At 36.9% G+C, this 20742-nt stretch carries 12 protein-coding genes; 1 reads left to right on the top strand and 11 read right to left on the bottom strand.

What is annotated here, in order from left to right; all coding sequences use genetic code 11:
• Positions 1–9: 9 nt before the first annotated feature.
• From QFZ28_RS24215 to QFZ28_RS24205, 3 genes are all read right to left on the bottom strand, one after another.
• Positions 10–783, bottom strand: a complete 774-nt coding sequence (locus tag QFZ28_RS24215) for an IclR family transcriptional regulator (protein WP_307197196.1) — start codon at positions 781–783, stop codon at positions 10–12.
• A 184-nt stretch (positions 784–967) separates the two neighbouring features.
• Positions 968–1237: an iron-sulfur cluster biosynthesis family protein gene (locus tag QFZ28_RS24210; protein WP_307197195.1), complete on the bottom strand. Its 270-nt coding sequence runs from the start codon at positions 1235–1237 to the stop codon at positions 968–970.
• 19 nt (positions 1238–1256) lie between these two features.
• Positions 1257–2093 carry a TetR/AcrR family transcriptional regulator gene (locus QFZ28_RS24205; RefSeq protein WP_307197194.1) on the bottom strand — a complete coding sequence of 279 codons (837 nt, stop codon included), beginning with the start codon at positions 2091–2093 and terminating at the stop codon, positions 1257–1259.
• 97 nt (positions 2094–2190) lie between these two features.
• Here QFZ28_RS24205 and QFZ28_RS24200 point away from each other — a divergent pair, with 97 nt between their 5' ends.
• On the top strand, positions 2191–5274 hold the full coding sequence (locus QFZ28_RS24200) for an efflux RND transporter permease subunit (protein WP_307197193.1): 3084 nt from the start codon (positions 2191–2193) through the stop codon (positions 5272–5274).
• Positions 5275–5353: 79 nt separating this feature from the next.
• Here QFZ28_RS24200 and QFZ28_RS24195 read toward each other — a convergent pair whose 3' ends face one another.
• The 8 genes from QFZ28_RS24195 to QFZ28_RS24160 all read right to left on the bottom strand — a co-directional run bounded on the left by QFZ28_RS24195 (position 5354) and on the right by QFZ28_RS24160 (position 20679).
• Positions 5354–7939, bottom strand: coding sequence for a beta-galactosidase (locus QFZ28_RS24195; RefSeq protein WP_307197192.1), 2586 nt, complete (start codon positions 7937–7939; stop codon positions 5354–5356).
• On the bottom strand, positions 7920–8582 hold the full coding sequence (locus QFZ28_RS24190; RefSeq protein WP_307197191.1) for a YesL family protein: 663 nt from the start codon (positions 8580–8582) through the stop codon (positions 7920–7922). The genes QFZ28_RS24195 and QFZ28_RS24190 overlap by 20 nt, the downstream gene beginning before the upstream one ends.
• A gap of 47 nt (positions 8583–8629) precedes the next feature.
• Complete coding sequence (locus tag QFZ28_RS24185) at positions 8630–10678, bottom strand: alginate lyase family protein (protein ID WP_307197190.1); 2049 nt, start codon at positions 10676–10678, stop codon at positions 8630–8632.
• Positions 10644–11768 (bottom strand): glycoside hydrolase family 88 protein, encoded by a 1125-nt coding sequence (locus tag QFZ28_RS24180; RefSeq protein WP_307197189.1) that lies wholly within the window; start codon positions 11766–11768, stop codon positions 10644–10646. Before QFZ28_RS24180 ends, QFZ28_RS24185 begins: the two co-directional genes overlap by 35 nt.
• A 250-nt stretch (positions 11769–12018) precedes the next feature.
• Positions 12019–15567 (bottom strand): polysaccharide lyase family 8 super-sandwich domain-containing protein, encoded by a 3549-nt coding sequence (locus QFZ28_RS24175; protein ID WP_307197188.1) that lies wholly within the window; start codon positions 15565–15567, stop codon positions 12019–12021.
• A gap of 302 nt (positions 15568–15869) precedes the next feature.
• Positions 15870–17456, bottom strand: coding sequence for a response regulator transcription factor (locus QFZ28_RS24170; protein ID WP_307197187.1), 1587 nt, complete (start codon positions 17454–17456; stop codon positions 15870–15872).
• Positions 17457–19178, bottom strand: a complete 1722-nt coding sequence (locus tag QFZ28_RS24165) for a sensor histidine kinase (protein WP_307197186.1) — start codon at positions 19176–19178, stop codon at positions 17457–17459. It lies immediately after the preceding gene.
• Between the two features lie 157 nt (positions 19179–19335).
• Complete coding sequence (locus QFZ28_RS24160) at positions 19336–20679, bottom strand: ABC transporter substrate-binding protein (RefSeq protein WP_307197185.1); 1344 nt, start codon at positions 20677–20679, stop codon at positions 19336–19338.
• Positions 20680–20742 lie beyond the last annotated feature (63 nt).

Raw genomic sequence — 20742 nt, 5'->3', positions numbered from 1 at the left:
GCTGATTTTTTATAAGACGTTCCCTTTAAAACCTAAAGATCTTGAAATCTCAGTTGCAGCTTTCTTAATCCCCGCTATTACTTTAGGAAGCTTTTCTTCATCAAGTCTCATTTTAGGTGCAGCACAGCTTATTGAAGCGATTACATTTCCTTTATGATTGAAAATCGGTGCGGCAATACATTTGAGTCCCAGCTCGATTTCTTCATCATCAACCGCGTACCCAGTCTCACGAACAGAAACTAATTGCTTTTTAATTTGATTAACATCGGTCATCGTGTACTCTGTAAAAGCTTCTAAACTTGCTGCTGATAACAGTCTATCAACCTCTTTTTCGCTTAAGTGAGCAAGTATTGCCTTTCCCACACCTGTACAGTGAACCGGGGCTCTTTTTCCAATATGGGAGTATATCGTAAGAGCTCTTGGACCTTCTACTTTTTCAATATAAATAACTTCATCTCGCTGTAATGTAACTAAGTGAACGGTTTCATTTACTTCGTCGGCTAATTCTCTAATAATCGGTCTGGCTATGTTTCCAATATCAAGATGTTTACCCACGAAGTTACCTAATGTGAAAAGTTTTATCCCGAGCTTATACTTCAAATCCTCTGGATTCTGTTGAAGATATCCTCTATGTTCCAAAGTCTTAATAATTCCATGAACGGTGCTTTTGGATAATTGAAGCTTATCACTAATCTCTTTAACACTTAGTTCTGGGCTTGAGGTCAAAAACAATTCAAGGACATCAGCTGCCCTTTCAATCGATTGAATTAAACGTTCAGACATTACAATCCTTCTTTCATTCGCCATTGTCGAACGGCGTTCGTAAATTTTCTAATCGATGTTTTTATACTACATCGCAACTACTAGTATGTCAATAAAATTGAATTCATTATTCTTAAAAGCCCGCTCCAATTCTATTGCAAATAAAAAAGAGCTCACTTTTTTAGAATGAGCTCTTTATAAAATATTAAATTATTTCAAACTGTTTAAACCCCGTTTGATCCGGTATAAAATCCAATTTTTTGTTTCGAAAATAATGACATTCACCTTTGTCGATGATGAAATTTAAATCATCTTTTACTATCTCGCTATCATTTTCTTTAATAGAGTCTTCTAAAGTTAATTTCACTTTCATGAAACAGCTTTTACGCATTTGTAATCGGATAAACTTAACAGAATTTGATAATTCCAACCGATTTTGTAATTCTGTTTTTGCAGCCTCTGTTAGAGTAAACAACGTTAACCCACCTTTAACTCTATATATTAAAAAAACTAACCAATAAATAAGCAATCCATTTGGTTTGAGGATGATTTCGAATATTCTCTAGCAATCCCTTAATAATTGCCCGGCCAAATGTTGGTTCATGCAACTGCTGTTTTAACAGTATTAATGATTCCTTTTCTACAGACTCTTCCATTTCTTCAATTTCTTGATCCATTAGTGAGACAATTTGCTCTTTTGTTAATTCCTCTAATGCCGGTTCTTCAAACACTTTGATTAGCCCTTTTGAAATAAAGGGAACGGTGGAGTGTCTTGCAAGCAGATTTGTTTTTTCCACCAATGATGTTGACAACAAATCCAAATCTAATGGGACGTTATAAAACAAAAATAGCTGAGAATACATACTCATAAAACCTTTGATACAAAACACTAAGTCATATTTTATCTCTTTTACTTTATCATCTCCATACAAACGCTCCACCATCGAAAGAATACTTTTATCCATTAATCTGTCGTAGTAACGCATTTTTAAGATAAAATCCTCATTAAAGGAACGAGATTGTTCCTTAATAAGTATTTTCCCAAAATCAGAATGCTTTTGAAATGAGTGGAATATCGAATAATAAAATTTAAATAGAAGATTTTCCTCATCCTTTGCATTTCTGACTAGATAGTCAATTTCAGAGGTAAATTGAATCATAAAGTGATCGATAATCTCGATAATCAATTCATCTTTCGACTTAAAAGAAAGATAAAAAGCACCTTTAGAAATGCCGCAATGTTCTGTGATTTGCTGGACAGATGTGGCCTCAAAACCTTGTTTAGCAAAGAGCTCTAATGCCTTTTCCATAATTAATTGTTTTTTCATCATTTATTCAACGCTCCTAAGTTCAATCATTGACAGATGACCGGTTAGTCAGTATTATAAATAAATGGGCTAGATAAGTCAATTTAGGGTAGGTGAAAGTGTGAAAGGTTTAGTCAACTTTGTTCTAGGAAACAAACTGGCAGTATGGTTACTTACAATAATTATAACAGTTTCTGGTATTTATTCAGGTACAAAAATGAATATGGAGACAATTCCAGATATTTCAATACCATACTTAATGGTCATGGATGTATATCCAGGAGCAACTCCAGAGCAGGTAATGGAAGACGTATCCAAACCTTTAGAGAAAGCGATAGAAAACCTAAAGGGTGTAAAATCCGTTTATTCTAATTCAAACGCAAATATGTCGAGTATTCAAGTTGAATATGAATACGGTGAAGATATGGACGAAGCAAATCGTGCATTAAAATCTGCATTAGAAGCAGTTAAGCTTCCAGAAAATGCACAAGAACCGATCATTACAGCCATTAGCATGAACATGATGCCAGTTATGGCACTAAGTATAAGTAGTACAACAGAGGATATCGTTGAATTAACATCAACTGTTGAGGATATTATCCTTCCAAAGATCGAGAAAATTGATGGTGTTGCCTCTGCCACCATTACAGGTCAACATATCGAAGAAGTTCAACTTACGTATAACGAAGCAAAGATGGCTGAATATGGCTTAAAAGAAGATACTGTAAAGCAAATGATTCAAGCAAGTGACCTTGCTGTTTCATTAGGTCTTTATGAATTTGAAGAGGGCGAACAAGCCGTAGCAATAGATGGGAAGTTTATGACAGCGGATGAACTAAAGGAAATGCTTATTCCCGTAACACCATCTGCAAATCAACCTTCACCATTTGTGAAGCTTAACGATATCGCTGAAATTGAAGTAGTTGGTAAAGTACAATCGATTTCACGTACGAACGGTGAAAATGCGATTGCGATTCAAATTGTCAAAGGTCAACAAGCAAACACTGTAGATGTAGTAAACAGTGTGAAGGATTTAATCGAGGAACAAAAGGAAAAAATTGATGGCCTGGTCATCGAAGTATCACTCGACCAAGGTGCACCAATTGAAGAATCCGTTAAAACAATGGTTGAAAAAGCACTATTTGGCGGTTTAATTGCAGTATTAATCATTCTTCTATTCCTACGTGATTTTAAATCAACCATTATTTCGATTGTGTCGATTCCAGTATCCATTTTCATGGCATTATTGCTGCTTAACTGGATGGAGATAACTCTCAATATTATGACGCTCGGTGCCGTTACGGTTGCCATCGGCCGTGTAATCGATGACTCCATCGTAGTAGTTGAAAATATTTATCGACGTCTCCATTTAAAAGAGGAAAAATTATCAGGGCGTGCGCTTGTCCGTGAAGCGACCATCGAAATGTTTAAACCTATCCTGTCATCAACATTAGTTACAGTTGCAGTATTTGCACCACTTATCTTTGTTGGCGGTATGGTCGGCGAGCTATTTATGCCCTTCGCATTAACCATGACATTTGCTCTTGGCGCTTCGTTAATTGTTGCGATTACAATCGTTCCAGCGTTGTCTCACTTCTTATTTAAGAAAAAGTTATATGGTGAGAAGACAGAAAGCAGCCATAAAGAAGTTGGTAAATTAGCGAACTGGTACAAAGGTGTCCTTGGCTGGACGCTAAACCATAAGGTGATTACGTCGATAATTGCTGTTGTTCTATTAGCCGGCAGTTTGGGATTAACACCATTAATTGGTTTTAGCTTTATGGGCAGCGAGGAAGAAAAGGTTATGTACTTAACGTACACACCGAAAGCTGGCGAACTTAAGGATGAAACCTTAGCAAACGTTGCAGCAGTAGAAGAAGAAATGCTTAAACATGACGATATCGACATCGTTCAGATTTCTGTAACGGAAGCTGGAGATCCGATGGCTGCAATGATGGGCGGTGGCGGAGATGGTGCGTTAATGTACCTTATTTTTGACCCAGAAATGGAAAACTTCCCGGAAGTCCGTGAAGAAATCGAAGATTATGTGTTTAATATCGGCCAGTCAGGGGAATGGAAGTCACAAAACTTCGCTCCTACATCGATGGCTTCCAATGAAGTCTGCTACACGTTCTACAGTGAAGATTTAGATAAACTAAATGAAGCTGTAAAAATGGTAGAAGGCGTTCTGAGCAAAAATGATCGCCTTGAAGATGTTTCTTCAAGCGCTGAGGAAGCATTCATTGAATATACATTCAAAGTTGAACAAGACGAATTGCTGCAGTATGGTTTAACAACTGGTCAAATCGTTATGATGTTAAACCCAACAAAGACACAAGATGTATTAACGACGGTTGAAAAGGACGGCAACGAATTAGAAGTAATCGTTCAGCAGGAACAAGCTGCACAGCCAAAATCAATTGACGACATTTTAGCAACCCCAGTTCCGACAGCACTTGGTACGACAATGCCACTTTCTGAACTGGTAACAGTTGAAAAAGGTACAACATTAAATACACTTGCACGCAGCAAAGGCGAATACTATGCAACGGTTTCAGGAACAATCCTTGATAAGGATATTTCAAAAGCAACTGCAGAAGTAGATAAAGAAATTGATAAGTTAGATCTACCGAAAGGTGTTACCATCGGTGTTGCCGGTGTTCAGGCAGATATGACGGAGACGTTTACACAGCTTGGTATGGCTATGCTTGTAGCCATTGCGATTGTATACTTTATCCTAGTTGTAACCTTCCGTGAAGGTGTCGCACCGTTTGCGATCCTATTCTCATTACCATTTGCAGTAATTGGTTCTTTTGTTGGTTTATTAATCGCAGACGAAACCATTTCTGTCTCAGTCATGATGGGACTATTGATGTTAATTGGTATCGTTGTAACGAATGCGATTGTACTCGTAGACAGGATTATTCATATGGAACGTGATGGGTTGACGATGCGTGAAGCAGTACTTGAGGCTGGCGCAACACGTCTGCGTCCAATCCTAATGACGGCTATCGCAACAATCGGTGCATTAATTCCACTAGCAATCGGCCAGGGCGGCGGCGGTTTAATCTCCAAAGGTCTTGGTATTACCGTAATCGGCGGTTTAACAAGTTCAACGTTATTAACACTAATTATTGTGCCAATCGTTTATGAAGTATTATCTAAAATGTTTAAGAAAAACCGTAAAGATATTATAGAAGACTAATTTTAAAAGCCCTGCAAGGTAATATAAACCTAGCAGGGCTTGTTTTTTGTTATTTGTTTTAAAAGGATAAAAAATCGCATTAAATCGTTTCTATTTTTACTTGCAGAGGTGAACAGCCTTCCTCATCAAAAATAATCAATTCGTTTTCCTGGTATAAAATACTTGCAGGGATTTTATATTCTTCTTGAGGTCCGATTTGCCAGTATCGGCCTAAACAAAAACCATTCACCCAGAAAGTACCTTTCGATAACCCATCCAAACGTATCTTCACTTTTACATTATCAGTAGATTGCAATGATGTTGTAAAGGTGGTTTTATACCAACATGGTTCAACCTTTTCCTTACTAAATCTATAATCAATCTTTTGCCAATCCTTCGGTTGGTTTAAAAGTGCAGCACTTTGTATTGTCCAATTTTCAATTTGTTTTGTTTCCTTATATAAATAAAGCTTTAATTTCGAAATTCCTTTGAGCCCCTGCCCATCAAATTCAAATTCATTAAAACCATCATTTAAGAGATGACCTGCATCAGCCACTCCATATGGTGCATCAAAACGATTCCAAGCCGTTTCGTTCGTTATGAGCATGACTGGAACTCCATTATTCAAGCGCAATCTTTGAAGTCCTTCTCCAACAAGGATGGCTTTATCAAAGCCTTGATCATTGACAAATTCCTTTAAAAACGAAATTCTTCCCTCGATTTCCGGAACATTTCTTAATGAATGTGCTTTACCGATACCTTCTACTTTCCAGCCATCTAATAAGTCAACAACAATTCCATCAAGACTAGGTGACTCACTTATTCCCTTCGGTTCCCCTAAAGCTTGTGTGAAATTGTAATGACCCATATTTTGAACCAGGAAGCGAAGGCTATTATTGCCTTTTTTAACAGGAAGCTCGATAGAAGCTGCCCCTAAATCATTTGCAAGTCCGATATATTGATTGTTAAGGAATACTCGTGCTGGATCTTCAATTCTTGGGAAAATTAACGTTTTTTGACCCGTTTCGTTCGATTTAAACTGTGCCGTATACGATAAATATCCACTCCATTGTCCAAATGAACTAAAGTCCAGCGGTTTAACAGATTCCCTGCTTATAGACTCATCCATTTTTTCTGACGCCTGATACCAATCTGCTAATGAAAATGTAACCTCCGCTTCAGCATCAATGATTTCGCCATCGTTCTCCACCGTCTTTCGATCATTGACGATGATTTCAAAACAGTCATTTTTACTATCCTTAATGGAAATTACCTGTGATTTTGAGCCGTGAAATAATGTGAATTGCAATTCTCCACTATTTAGCTTTTCATAACGCTGCGGATATGGACAGGAAATCGAAAGTTCATCAACATCTTTTACTTGTAAAACCAGTGAGGATTGCTGCCCAGTTTCATGGTAGACCGTACCGTTATTATTTGAAAAACCAGTTGTATATCCAGTGAGTGCTGAAATCTTCACTGTTTTCCCGGCTAATTTTCCTGCTTTTATATTCTTTACGACAGGTAAAATTCCATCTGGCTCAATGGTAATACTGAGTTGATATTGATCCTCTGGGCTATAAAGTTTGTGAATGGCTCGCTCCGATTTCGAATGGGTAAGAAACGTAATACTTCCAGCTTTACTCTGTACTGTTTTGCCTTGCAGCCCTTCAGGAAGTGCGGTACACTCTTCAATTGTCGTAGGATTTGTTAATACCGGTTCGACCCAATCAATAAAGCTGTGAACTCGTTTTATTACCTGATACTTCGGTGTTTCTTGTAAATATTCCGTTAGGGGTGCATCATAATCATACGATGTGATCATAAATGTATGTTCACCAATCGTACGCCCGCCCCAATGGTCGAAATTCGTTCCTCCGAAAAACATATAATAGTTAATTGCTGTGAACCCTTCTCGCAGCAATTCATATAAAGCTTTTTCTAACATCCCAGCTGTTTTTTGATTAGCTTTCGGTCCGCCCCATTGTTCAAACCAACCAACCCAGAATTCAAGAACTCCTTTTGGCTGGCCTTCGAATCTCTCATCTAATATTTTTGCATGTTCATTTGCATGAGACCAAAAGTTCCGGAACTCAACCGCTCCCTCTACGCCTCCATAACAGGTTACTAATGGAACATTAATCCCTCTTGTAATGAGTCCGTCACGTAAATATTCCATATACTTTTTATCTGGTTTTCCAAGTGCTTGAAACTCATTTTCAACTTGAACCATGATGACTGTACCTGAATTCGTGATCAAATGAGGAAGAATCCGCGGTACTAATTCGTCAAAATACCGATCTACATAGTGTAAAAATGGTTCATGATAACAGCGGTATTTCATATTTTCCTTGGAACTCAGCCACCATGGCAGACCACCGAAATCCCATTCCGCACAAATGTATGGTCCTGGCCGCAGAATGACATACAGATTTCTTTCTTCACACTTCTTTAAAAAAGTTCCCAAATCTTTATCGTTTGCAAAGTCCCATACACCCTCTGCCTCTTCATGCCAATTCCAAGGAATATAGGTTTCAATACAATTACAGCCTGCTTTTTTTACTTTATCTAGCAGTTCATCCCACTCTGCTCGAGGCAGGCGGAAATAGTGAACAGCCGCTGACTTAATGAAAACCCGATTCCCATCAATAATCCAGCTATTTTTATCAAATTGAATACTCGCCATATTGGCTCTCCCCTTCTATAACCACTTTTTGCTCTTCTACATGAGCAAATACCTTCAAAGCTGTTTTCGTTACAATAAAACAATACAAGCTTCCGCTAAAGAAAAATATTGAGCCAGGAAGCAGCAATAAGATGAATCCAATGACCGCCCCGGAAATAATCATGATAACTGTTTGAATTGGGTGTATAAAAGTTAATAAGAATGCTGTTTTTATATATTGAAAGAATGATAAGTCATAATGGACATAGAGTGGTATAAAATATAGGACAACGGCGAAAAATACCAGCGATAATCCGGCAGATAGGATGGAAAGAAAGGTAAATGGCCATCCATCTAGGGATTGAAATAACATTACATCCAGAAAAAAAACAGCAGCAACAAGTAATAATAAGTAACCGTAAAGATTTGCTTTCACAAATTCTTGCTTATATTTATTCCAAAACAAATTAAAAATTGGTACCTCTTCTTCTTCTTCCATAATCAGCTTCCTCATGACGGCAAACATGGCAGCCGTTGCGGGCATGATACCAATTAGCACAAACCCGAGCAGTGAAAACAAGATCCATAAAATGTTTGTATAGGCAATCATCATGACTTTCTCTGAAACTCGATATATCCCTGAAAGCATTCCCTTCGTTTCCATCATCACCACTCCTCTTTTTTAAGTTAAATCTGTCTCTCATGCTAGTACTATTTAATAAGAATCACTTCTTCCTCTGCACCTTTTCTTTTGATGAGAACAATCTCGCCAAAAATCTGAGTCCCGTCAATACAATAAGACATTCGGTGCAGGGATGGCTTTTTATGACAAACGATGATTAAATGCTCCTCTTGCAGATGAGGCATATAAATTTTAATGGCTTGTGCATCTTTGGGGTCAACAATTTCTCCAAATAAATCATAAACTTCAACTGTTTTCACAGTGGGGATTTCGTTTTCGGCTGGTTTCTGCGGATAGATAAGCTGCAGCAAAGCCGTTGGCCCCGTTGATTTGGTTTCATAGTGAACACTGATGTTTTTTTCAACCTGATTGTATTCATACGAGATATTCCCCTCCTTCATTACAGCAGTAACAGAAGTTGGGCTGATCGGAATGAGATGGAGATTTGCTTCCTTTTCATTTTTGGTAACGTAGCTTTTTGTGGTTTCATTTAACTCGATTTCACCAGGTGAAAAGTGAAAGCTCTGTGAGAAGATATGTTCACCTTTACAGTCGAACTCATCCACCAGCAGCCAGTAAAATGGCTTTACAAAAACAATTCTTCTGCGGGTATAAACCGGGTCGTCTAAATGCAGGTAACCATCATGACTGCCTTCAACATAATCAAACTGTTCATTGCTAGTCCACTTTGTCATGAGTGGAGCTGCAATCCTGCCAAAGCCCCAAGTGTCGATACACTCCGTAAATTCTACTCCATCCACGAGAGAGGTATTATGAGCCATTGCGCTTTTTAATTCCCTTCTTAAGGGATAACAATCACTATAATTAAATCTGCCGAGGTCCGTTAAAAATTCTTTTCCGTAGGCATGAACGTCTATATGAAAAAGATCCGCGTGTCCATGGCCGCCACCTAACTGTCCACAGTGAAAATACAGATATAGGGCATCTTCTTCCCATCCGGAGCGCATGAAAAAGTTTCCTGAATCCTCAAATCCAATGGAAAGATCCCTTGGTTTCTCTGCAGGAAGCTTTTGGTAAATATCTATACCCTCTAACCCAAATTCCATTAAGTTTTCAAAATCGATTGCTGGAAAACCACTGAATTTTAAATGGGGATCCCTTAATAGGATAGCCGCCCGAGTAATGATATCCCTTAGGTCGAAGCTGTCACTATCCCCCTTCATCGGCTGATGATGATTAGGTTTCGCCATGAAAACATCTGCATAAGCCATTTTTCTTGTTGCTTCTATTATTAATGGATCGATATCAATTCCATTGTTTTGGCTAAGGTGAACCGTATTTAAATAACATAAAAGAACTTCGTTATGATACATGGGTGACTGCTCCCAATGCATTCCATCTTTCATAATTTGGAGACGTGCAGTCTTCTTTAATCGCTCTAAACTTAAAGTTTGCCAAATGCTGGCATGATTACATTCTTGTAAAAAAATTGATAATTCAAATAAAACTTTGTTCTCAATGACACCCCAGTTACTAATCGCTTTCCAATTCGAAAATTCATCAGCTAGATATTGAGCATGTTCATATAAAGAAAGAAGCATTTTTTCAAAAAGCTCGGTAGTGAAATGGGGACTATTTTTGAAATAATCATAGGCTTTTATCCAGTTGCCGCTCCTTATGCCTGCATCAATGGTTCGCCATGTCAGCGTTGTCGAATTTGATTGTTTAGGATTGGAATCAATCCAATCCGAGAGCAGTTCACAGAAGCTTTTAGCATATCGTTCATTCCCTGTTAACAGGTATGCTTGACCAAGCGGGATAAAGTAACGATGCCTGTTTAACATATACGTCCATTCTGGATCTTCAGATGGGATATAGGTCCAATCGATTTTTGCTTTGAACGTGACAGGGATGTTAGACCGTTCCATGTCCCATGCTTCTTGAAATACAAACACCCGATTGACTACTTGCTCAGCTACAGCACCTACCCGTTCAACATCCTCGCGATAATGCCTTTTTGCCAGCATTACAAGAAGTTCCTTTTCATCATCAGGAAAAGATAAAGGAGGCTTGACTCTATGATTATTCATACCAGTAGCCTTTATGATTTTTCTCAAAACGCATTAAAGCCTCAAGATAATAGTAATCTCCCCAAATCATATAATCATCGATCGCTAGATTACCTCGAACATGATAGGAGCCATGCTTTAGAAGCCCTTCCGCATCTTTTTCATTAATTGTCGAATAATTATCAACAAGTGACTTCATCATTTTAATGACAGCCTCTTCAAAGTATTTTCGATCCGAGTCGTCTTTATTTAAATGGCTGATTATTTCAAGTAATCCACATGCTGCAATTGCGGTTGCTGAACTGTCACGAGGTGTACTTTCTTCTACTTGTGCATTAAAGTCCCAATAGGAGACATAATCTTCTGGTAAATGTTCAATAAAATATTTTGCCACTCTTTTTGCTGTAGTTAAATAAAGTGGATTTTTCGTATAGTGATAGGAAAGGGCAAATCCATAGATTCCCCATGCCTGGCCACGTGTCCATGTCGAACCATTTGTATATCCTTGATGGGTTGATCCACCGATGGGCTCCCCTGTTTCTTGGTTAAAGAAAAACGTATGATAGGAACTGTCATCACCACGAACAAGATAGCGCCTGCTTTTTTCCGCTTGAGCTTCCGCTACATCCCGATATTTAGGATCTCCTGTCTGTTCACTCGCCCAATAGAGAATCGGAAGATTAAGCAGACAATCAATAATGATTCTTCCGCCTTCTTTTTCATCGTTTTTTTGCCCCCACGCTTGCAGATATTGACCTTTTTCACGCCAACGGCTGAGCAGCTTATCTGCAGCCTGCAAAGTTAGTTCTCTTGCTGCCTCGTTTTTTTCGATCATCCATTGGGCTTTAGAAGAAAGCGAATACAAAAATCCAATGTCATGATGATCGAGAACAATATTTTTATTTAAGCGATTTTGAAAGCTTTCAACCGTTTTTTGGGCCTTTTCTTTAAAAATTGGATCATTAGAATATTCATAACACAGCCATAACATACCTGACCAAAAGCCATCGGTCCAATCGTCATTATCGTTCAACTCATATTTTTTGCCATTCATGCTGACATGGGGGAATAAATCACCAAAATGGTCAATATTATTTGTCGTTTTTTCGACTGCATCTTCAATCGCAAATTTCCACATGAATACATTCTCCTAACATTTCAACTTAGATCAAAACTTTTTTCTACTAACCTTTTATACAAAGTGTAATGGGAAACGAGGTTATGTAATATGTGAGATTTACAGAAAAATGTGCACTATTTTTACCTATGAAATGATTTATTTAGTTTTGCCAAAAAGAAGGAGAGAGACATTTCGTGTCTCCCCCCTAGTTATACTAATTGCGATATTCAAATGGTATTAGCAAAGTGATCATAAAAGCAAAATTCATCTAGGAAAGTTTAAGGAAATTAGAAATATCTTCAAGCAACATTTTTGCAAAGGTTGTATCAATCTCTTTACCGGATAAGGCTCGAATTTGATTTTCCAATGCATTTAAACTATTTCGTGTTTGTTGATCTTCACTCTTTCCATTTTGGATGTTGTTTACCTTTGATAGAAGACTAGTAGCTATCCCTTCATCCGTAATCCATTCCTTCTCCCTTCCATAATTAATTGCCTCATCTAAATGATCAATATCCATTTTAACCTTTAGCCTAATGGTTTCGTTCGTAACATTTCCAGCCCGATCGGTTGCGGTAACCTCAATAGTATGATCTCCTATAGATAGTGAAAACGGTTGTATTTCTGGAGTATTTACCACCACTCCATCTAACGTGAATTCTTTACGAGATACACCGCTAAAGGAATCAGAAATCTCAAGCTCCGGATTGACTGAATCTGTACGATAGAATTCTAGTGATTCTGGTGCTAGTACGGTAGGGGATGTTTTATCCACAAATTTGATGGAATGTGTTTTCCCTATCGAACCGGCAACATTCACTTCAACCTTTAGTGTTGGAGATGTTTGTAGAACTGTAATTGTGTCATCCTTTTTATCTACTTCTATGCCTGTTTTGTTTAATTCCACGATAACTTTATCTTGTTTTTGCGTTGGATCAGATACAGAAAGAGTCAACCCATTACTTTCTTCTTGTACCATGACAGATGCAGGGCTTTGTACGGTAATAAAGTCTACTGTTTCTGCTTGATAAAAGTTTGCCGCTGTTATCCCAAGTGTCTTTTCTCTTACTGCTTGAACTGCTGATGTATTTGCAAGGACAATTACATTAGCATCACTACTATATCTTTCTGTTTGGGTAACATCTTTATTGGGGAGAAGTACATACGAATAGGAAGCATCTATAGGCATTTTCCCATGATCAAACGCTAAACTTAAATAGTTTCTTGTAATAGGTTCAGTGGATCCGCCATTATTAATCTCGTTCCAAGTCCCTGTTCTCGATTCACGTAATCCATACAGACTAGTTGATTCAGGGAAATAATAGCCAATATCTGAGCTTTGAACACTTCCCTCTAAGTGAGCCCATTTAACACTGTTTAAGGTCTCAGAATTACCGAGTTGATTTAACTTTTCTTCCCCATTAACGGTCAGCTTATTGTCTCCATTATTATTCAATTGTCGATTTTCAATAATTGTTTCTACCTTAGACTCACCTGAGCTCGAAATACCTGCTCCTAAGGCAACAATCTCATCATCGAACATAAACCAGGATTTTTTTCCTTGTAATGAACTACCAGTCAGTTTTTCAAGGGAGAAATCCATTCCAGCAGTACCATAAATTCCATCGAGAGTAGACCCCCCAACCCATGTTCTTGGGTTATAGTAACTTTCCCAATCCTTCAACGTTCCTTTTGATTGATCAGTTGTTGTACCCGGTAATCGATAACTGTCTACGGTTGGCCAATAAGCATTACTGAATTGCTTTAGGTCATTGTTATATAAATAAGTAGCACCAGCTCCTGTATACCAACCTTTTTTATTTTCTCCATTACCATACTCAAAACCTGAAATTCTATCAGAAAACATACCAATCCCAAAACCAAATCCAGGACGAAGATGAACGACCCGATCCATTCCTGCAAAGACTTGATTCTTTACTAACTCTCCCCTAGGCTCAATCGTAGGATCACTCATTAAAGAATTCAAAAGATTGATTTGATAAATCGATAAACCATTAGCATAATTGGTAAATGTGGTATCTTTTTGAATCCACTCTTTGACCATTCGTTTAATAGCGACTGCCTTCTCAACAGGAGCAGCATCAGCCAAACGAAGTAAACTTAAAATTGTTGCTCTGCCAGTTGCATGTTCATTCGTGCTTTGCCTTGAAATACCTCTTCCCGAAACCATGTCCATCATGGCGCCATTATAAATAAGTGGTTCAAAGGAATCGGTTACCCAGTTAAACACATTACTAACAGTCGGGTCTTTGACATCCCATGGCGAATCTTTTAACAAATACAACATATCAGCTGTACGACCCAGCCAAGTTGCTCCGTATCCGCCCGTATACGCAATATTATAGTGTTGAACAAGAGAACCGTCCCTATAAACACCATCCCCGCTATTCACGTAAAGATATTCTTTACTAATTGAATCACGGCCCTGCAATACTTTCGCACTATTTTTTCCAATTACTCCGCGAACAGATACAACAAGAGCCTTATCCAAAAGGTTGGCACCTGTTTCACGGAAGTCTGGATTATTAAGAGAAGCTCGTGTCGTAGGATCCGGAACAAACCTATCAATTGCTTTTATATACTTATTAATTTGAGTGGAAGATAAATCGTCATACATTAACACAACTATATCATTCAACGCTTGAGGGGTTCCAATTTCCCAATCCCACCAATTTCCATAAACATTTTTATTTTCATTGTAACGATAGGTATACAACCAATCCAATCCACTAAGAATATCTTCCTTTAACGTTTGATTACCATACAAAGATGAACCTTCGATAGAATATGCAAGAGCCATATCTTTTAATCGTTGGTAGGAATTAGTAATTTGAGATGAATCAGTTGTACTTGCTCTATCATTCCACAAGGACGTGCGATTATCTGACTTATTCATCGTATCCCATAAACCTGTTCCAGCATCGTTTGTAACTTTTTCTACTAAACTGCGAATATAGTTGACCGCATCCTGATCGTTAGGATTATATTGTTGGTTGCCCGTTAGTTCATTAAACCAATTGACTCGGAGCTCTTCATAAAATTCTATATCCTCAGCAGAATCTACGCTTACTAGACACTCTGCAATAAATCCACCATCTTTTGATGTTGCCTTAATAGTTGTAACCCCTGGGGCTGCTGCTGTAACAAGGCCCGTTTCGTTAACCCCTGCAACATCAGGGTTGGAAGATGTCCAAAAAACGGTTTTGTCCGTCACATCGGCAGGTGTAAATACCGGAGTTAAGGTCATTGTTCTCCCTATTTCTAACGTAACAGCATTTTCCTGTAACGTAAAATCAGTCACTTTTTTTACTGTTTCCTTCATTGTTACATCATCCATCCATGCTTTACCTTTTGCCGTTTCAAAAAATAGCTCTATTCGTACCTTACTTGCACTTTGTGGAATAGCTAAATTTAATTCCTTTAAGCTCCAGTCATGTGTTCCTTTTATTTTTTCAGTAGCTGGTCCATCACTAACTTTTTTACCATTACTATCAAAATACTGTGTTCGGACAAACAGTCCTCCCCATGATGCTTCAATATTTTCTGTTTTGAACCAAAATGATATTTGATAGTTTCGGCCTGATTTGACGGCAACATCTTGTAGTACATCCGCTCTGCTTATCTGAGAAGCATTGATCGAAATGGACTTCCCACCCTCATGATAGACCTCAGAATCAATCGTTAACACTGGATTACCACTCGGAATCCAAATATCCCAAATTGCAGGCCCAATATTATTTGCCCAATTAATGTTACTGGTTGTTATCTCAAACCCACCGTTTTGTATTAAATTCATTTTTTGTGTTTCTTCAGCTGCAACTTTTTTCACAGGTAAAACCGAACTTATAATAAAGAAAATAGTCAAACAAATACTCATTGCTTTATGCACCTTTTTTCCCCTCCGTTCTAGAATTAAGTGTGATTACTAGTTTCACACTCTCCAACAGTAACCGCTTACAATTAAAATTCTCCTTTCTTTTTTTCTAAAGTTTACTATTGAAAAACAGGGGGAAGGTGTAATATTCTTTGAATTTTAGGGAAAATTTTGACTCTTTTCTTTAACTTATCTTTTTCTATCGAAATATAATTAGATCGTAACTAATAACCTACTTTTGATCGGTACTCCCTCGGCGTCATTTTCGTATATTTTTTAAATACTTTCGAAAAATAAGTTCGATCTGAATAGCCGCATTTTATTGCGACCTCTTCTACTGATTCTCCCGTTTGCTCAAGGATTTTTATGGCGACACCGATTTTAAAACGATGAACATAATCGGTAAAATTTTCGCCCGTCAATCGTTTAAAATAACGGGAGAAGTAACTTGGGTTCATATATAAATGAGCGGCCACATCTGTGGATGTAACATTCTCAGAAAGATTCTGAACAATGTACTGATCAATTTCTTGTAACTTGGGCTCTCTGCTGCTGGCTCCGTCCATTTTTCCATTCCATTGAATAAGCTGTGTAAGCTTGTTTTCTACAAGTTTTACTACATCACTTAGTCTTCCGCATTCCTCAAGAAACGAATAAAACTCTTCATTTCCCGTTTCAATATACTGTAATTCAATTAAACGGATTCTCCGTGCAATAACCTTTTTCAATTCTTCAGGGTCAAGATTCTTTTCCGATGCAGTTTGAGTGATAACTGTTAATATATCTTTTACTCTTTTACTGTCTTTTTCTTTTACAGCGATAATAAGTTCACTCATCTCTTTGTCTAGAAGACGGCTAATCGGGTAAAAAGCGCTTTGTTTGGTCTGCTTATCCCAATTCAAAATCAGTTCAGTATGATAAAAAAAACGATATCGATTGTGAATCATGTGTTGGAAAACATACCCAACATTTTTTATATCAAAGGATTGGCGTCCATAGATAAAAGAAATCTCCAGACCTAATAATTCAAAAATTTTCTCTTGTATCCCTATTAATAAAGATTGAATGTACTGATGATGATCAAATTTTATATTTTGACGATAGTTGTAAACAAAAACAATGGATTCTTCCTCATTAAAAAATGTAATTCCGTGATATTTTTTAGCGACATCACAAGCAATATTATAAAATCCATATTTAATTATGGACAGATCTTGATAGGAATACTTTTCCATAAATGTTGATAAGGATATGTGACCCGTTCCTAAAATAAACGAAGGATACTGCCAACTAATATCAAGTTTTTTTGCAAACTGGATTAACATTTCAGGCTCATCTCTTTTAATAAGACGGTCGAATAACGAATGTTTCAGTATTTCAATATTCCGGTTGAGTATTTCCTTATAGGATAAACCTTCTAAGCTAACAGAGGTTTCGTTAATTTTATTAATCGAATCTTTCAAACTTTCTTCGAGCTGCTCTTTTGTTAGCTCATCCTTAATCAAATAACTATCGGCATTTAGCTGAATGGCTTTTTGTGCATAATGGAAATCCTCATGACAGGTTAAAAAAATCATTCTCACATCTGGTTTGATTTGTTTAAGTTCCGAGGCTAGTTCAAGTCCATTCATTTGTGGTAATCCAATATCTGTAATAACTAAATCTGGTTTAAACTGTTTAAACATCTCTAAGGCTTTTATACTTGAGTAGGATGTTCCCACAACATTTAAGCCAAGTTCTTCCCAATTGATTAGTTGGCGCAGATATTTAATCATTGGTACATCATCATCAACCAGCATAATGTTAATCATCTATTTTTCACCTCTCTTACCATCAAACGGAATTTGAATAACAATCGTTATGCCGCCATTTTCATTTTGCTGAAGCACAATATCTGTATTAGAACCATAATAAAGCTTTAGTCTCTTAGCAATATTCATTAAACCAACTCGATTATAGGAGGTTTGTTCAAAGTCACTCTTTAACATGCGGTTTAACTCAAAAAGTTGATTTTCACTCATTCCTTTTCCATTGTCACTTATCATGATAAAGATTGATTGATCCATTTTATTGGCTCGGATGGTTATTTCTCCAGCTGTTTTTTCAGAAAATCCATGTACAATGGCATTTTCTATAAAGGGTTGTAGTAATAATTTCGGTAAACTAATATTTTTAACTTGATCCTCCATTTCAACTTTCAATTCTACATTCACTTCCGTTCTCATCTTCATGATTTCTATATAATGAGATAACAGTTTGCATTCACTTTCAATCGTGGCAGGTTCATCTATTTTCATATAAGCTCTTAGTAAACTCATTAAGGCGTTAATTTTATCAGCATGTTTATAATCATTATTAATAAATAAACTACATTTGATAGAATTTAAGGTGTTAATCAAAAAATGCGGCCTAATTTGTGCGAATAATGCCTGCAGCTCAATGGCCCGCTTCTCGTTTTGTTCATGCTCAATTTTTTCAATCAACCCATTTATTTCATCTAACATGTGATTAATTGTCCTTCCCAATTCATTGATTTCATCTCTGCCCTCAGGTAAAAAACGAACATCATGTTTTCCTTTACCAAACTGGGTAGCAACGTGGGTCAATTTTTGAATGGGACGATGCAATCTTTTTGCAATTAAAAGTGAAATCAACAAAAAGATAAAAAAGAAAATAGCTATTAATACTGAACTTAGTAAAAAGTTTTTTGTAATTTGTCCTGTTACTTCTTCATTCGAGGTTTCATGAATAAGCCTCCATTTTGAAATCGGAATTAACACTTCGTCCCTTATTTCTCGATTTCGCTTATCTTCATCCATGAAAGATATTGAAGGATCCCCTGCAATCAACTTTCCATTCTCATCAAATAACGCAAGCTTCCCTGTCTTGTCAGATTCAAATAATCTTTTAAAATATTCATTCGAGATTCCTATATTTAATGTAGCTAATGGCCTTCCATTTTCAGGGTGATTAATTACTCGACTAAAGTAGTAATAGGAATTTTCCTCTTGGTTCAAATAATTAACCAGTCCTAATGCTTGTAAATGACTTGACTGATCAACATTTATTCGATTTTGCAACCGATTCCAATGGTCTTTTAAAACAGTTAAGGAAGCATTTCTAACGGAGATACCGTTATTATAAGGAACGATAAACCCTTTATTATTAATCAGAAACATATGAATATCGGCATTTAACATTTTTATTGATATATAGTCAAAAGAAGCAATTACCTTATGATAATTTTGATAATCCCGATACCTTACTATTTTTTCTGTTTCACTAAAATCGTTCAATATTTGAATGGTCTCTTCGTTTTTTACGTAAAAATGAGTAACATAATACAAATCATCGACTAATTTTGTAATATCTTTGGAAACTAAATTTAATACAGAACGATTTGAAAGTTCTATTTTTTCAACCACGTTATCCTTTGTTGTTTTGTAGGACAATATCGATATGATTAATATTGGGAGCAAGATTAGTAGAATAAATGATGACTGTATTTTTTGATAGTAGCTTAATTTGTTCATAATAAATCACTGCCACCCTTTTTAGACTTGATTTCAACGTTGCTATTATTCTACTATAAAAATTCGCTACATGTTGGTTCAAAATTTACCACTTACTATATGCTGGTTAATGGAACAAAAGGCACCCTTTACATAGGCGCCTTTTGCTTATTACATTCTATTTTGTGTTTTCTTTAATTACTTTATTTGCTTCATCAGCCATCCACTGTTGAACTTCTTTTGCGGATTTATCCTCAAGGATAAACTGACTAAATCCATCGCCTAAAATTTTATCTAATTGCGCTGCATAAGTGATGGAGACATCTGATGCTGGTAAAGCTTCCTGACTGTCAAATAAAGTATACATTAGTGAGTCGACATCATATAACTCTTCTTTACCCTCGATCCATTTTTTTACTAATGGTTGCGCCTCTCCATTTTTCCAACCTGGTACCTCTGTTCTTGCATCGGTTAAGTTAGTAGAAACAAAGCGCGCAAATTTAAAGGCAGCTTCTTTATTTTTTGAACTTTCACCGATTGCTAAATAGTGTCCGCCCGTGAAGATATCGGTTTTATCACCTTTTTTCATAACAGGCACTGGTGCAAACGCTGTTTTGAAATCATGTGGATTATTTTGAACATTACCGGTCTCGCCAATCATCCAAGTACCAGATAATAACATCGCCGCGTCACCATTAAAGAATTCTGTACGGTAGTTTAGTTTTGCACCAATTACGTCAGCGTAAGGTTTAATGGATTTATCCGTTTTCTCCATTTGACGTCTTAGATTAAAGAAATACTCATAGGAAGGATCTTTAAAATTTGTTTTACCGTCTTCCGTCATAAATGGATGCTTAAGGTGTACTTGAGCGATTGGATTCGCATATAATCCCCAGTTATGGAAGTATGCACCATATTGTTTTTCAGTGCCTTCTCCCTTTGTTAATTTTTTAGCATATTCACTAAATTCATCCCATGTCCAACCAGCTTTAGGAACTTCAAGACCCGCCTCGTCTAACGCATCTTTATTAAGAAGCACAAAATTGGTAGTAATATTAGTTAAAATTCCATAATTTTTTCCTTTATAGATAGGATTAACCAAGTATTCTTCTTCTGGCTTTAACTTATTTTCTTTATATAAGTCATCCAGTGGTGCAATAACCCCCTGTGCTGCGCGCTGGTAGATATGATCAATAGCTGGGGTCATAAAAACGTCAATTTCCTCACCGGATGCCGTTAATACATCAAGCTTTTTAAGCGATTCAAGTGAATTACCTGGCACAAGCGGTACATGTTCAACATTAATATTTGGATTCTCTTTTTCAAACTGCTCAATATATTTTGCTGTTGAAGCCTGCATTACCTCGTTATCCCAGTTGTAATACTTAATTGTTACTTTTTCTTCCTCTTTAGGCTTTTCACTCTTACTTGAACTTGACTCTGAACCACCTGTACAAGCTGAGAGTAGAGACATTGCTAGAAACGCCGTACTTAAAGCTAAAGTTGCTTTCTTTTTAAACATCATTTGGATCCCCCTCTTTTTTTGTTAATCGCTTACATTTCACATTATACCTACTGTTCGATT

The organism is Neobacillus niacini (genome assembly GCF_030817695.1).
Lineage (GTDB): Bacteria > Bacillota > Bacilli > Bacillales > Cytobacillaceae > Neobacillus > Neobacillus niacini_F.
This window is presented reverse-complemented; position numbering and strand designations above follow the sequence as displayed.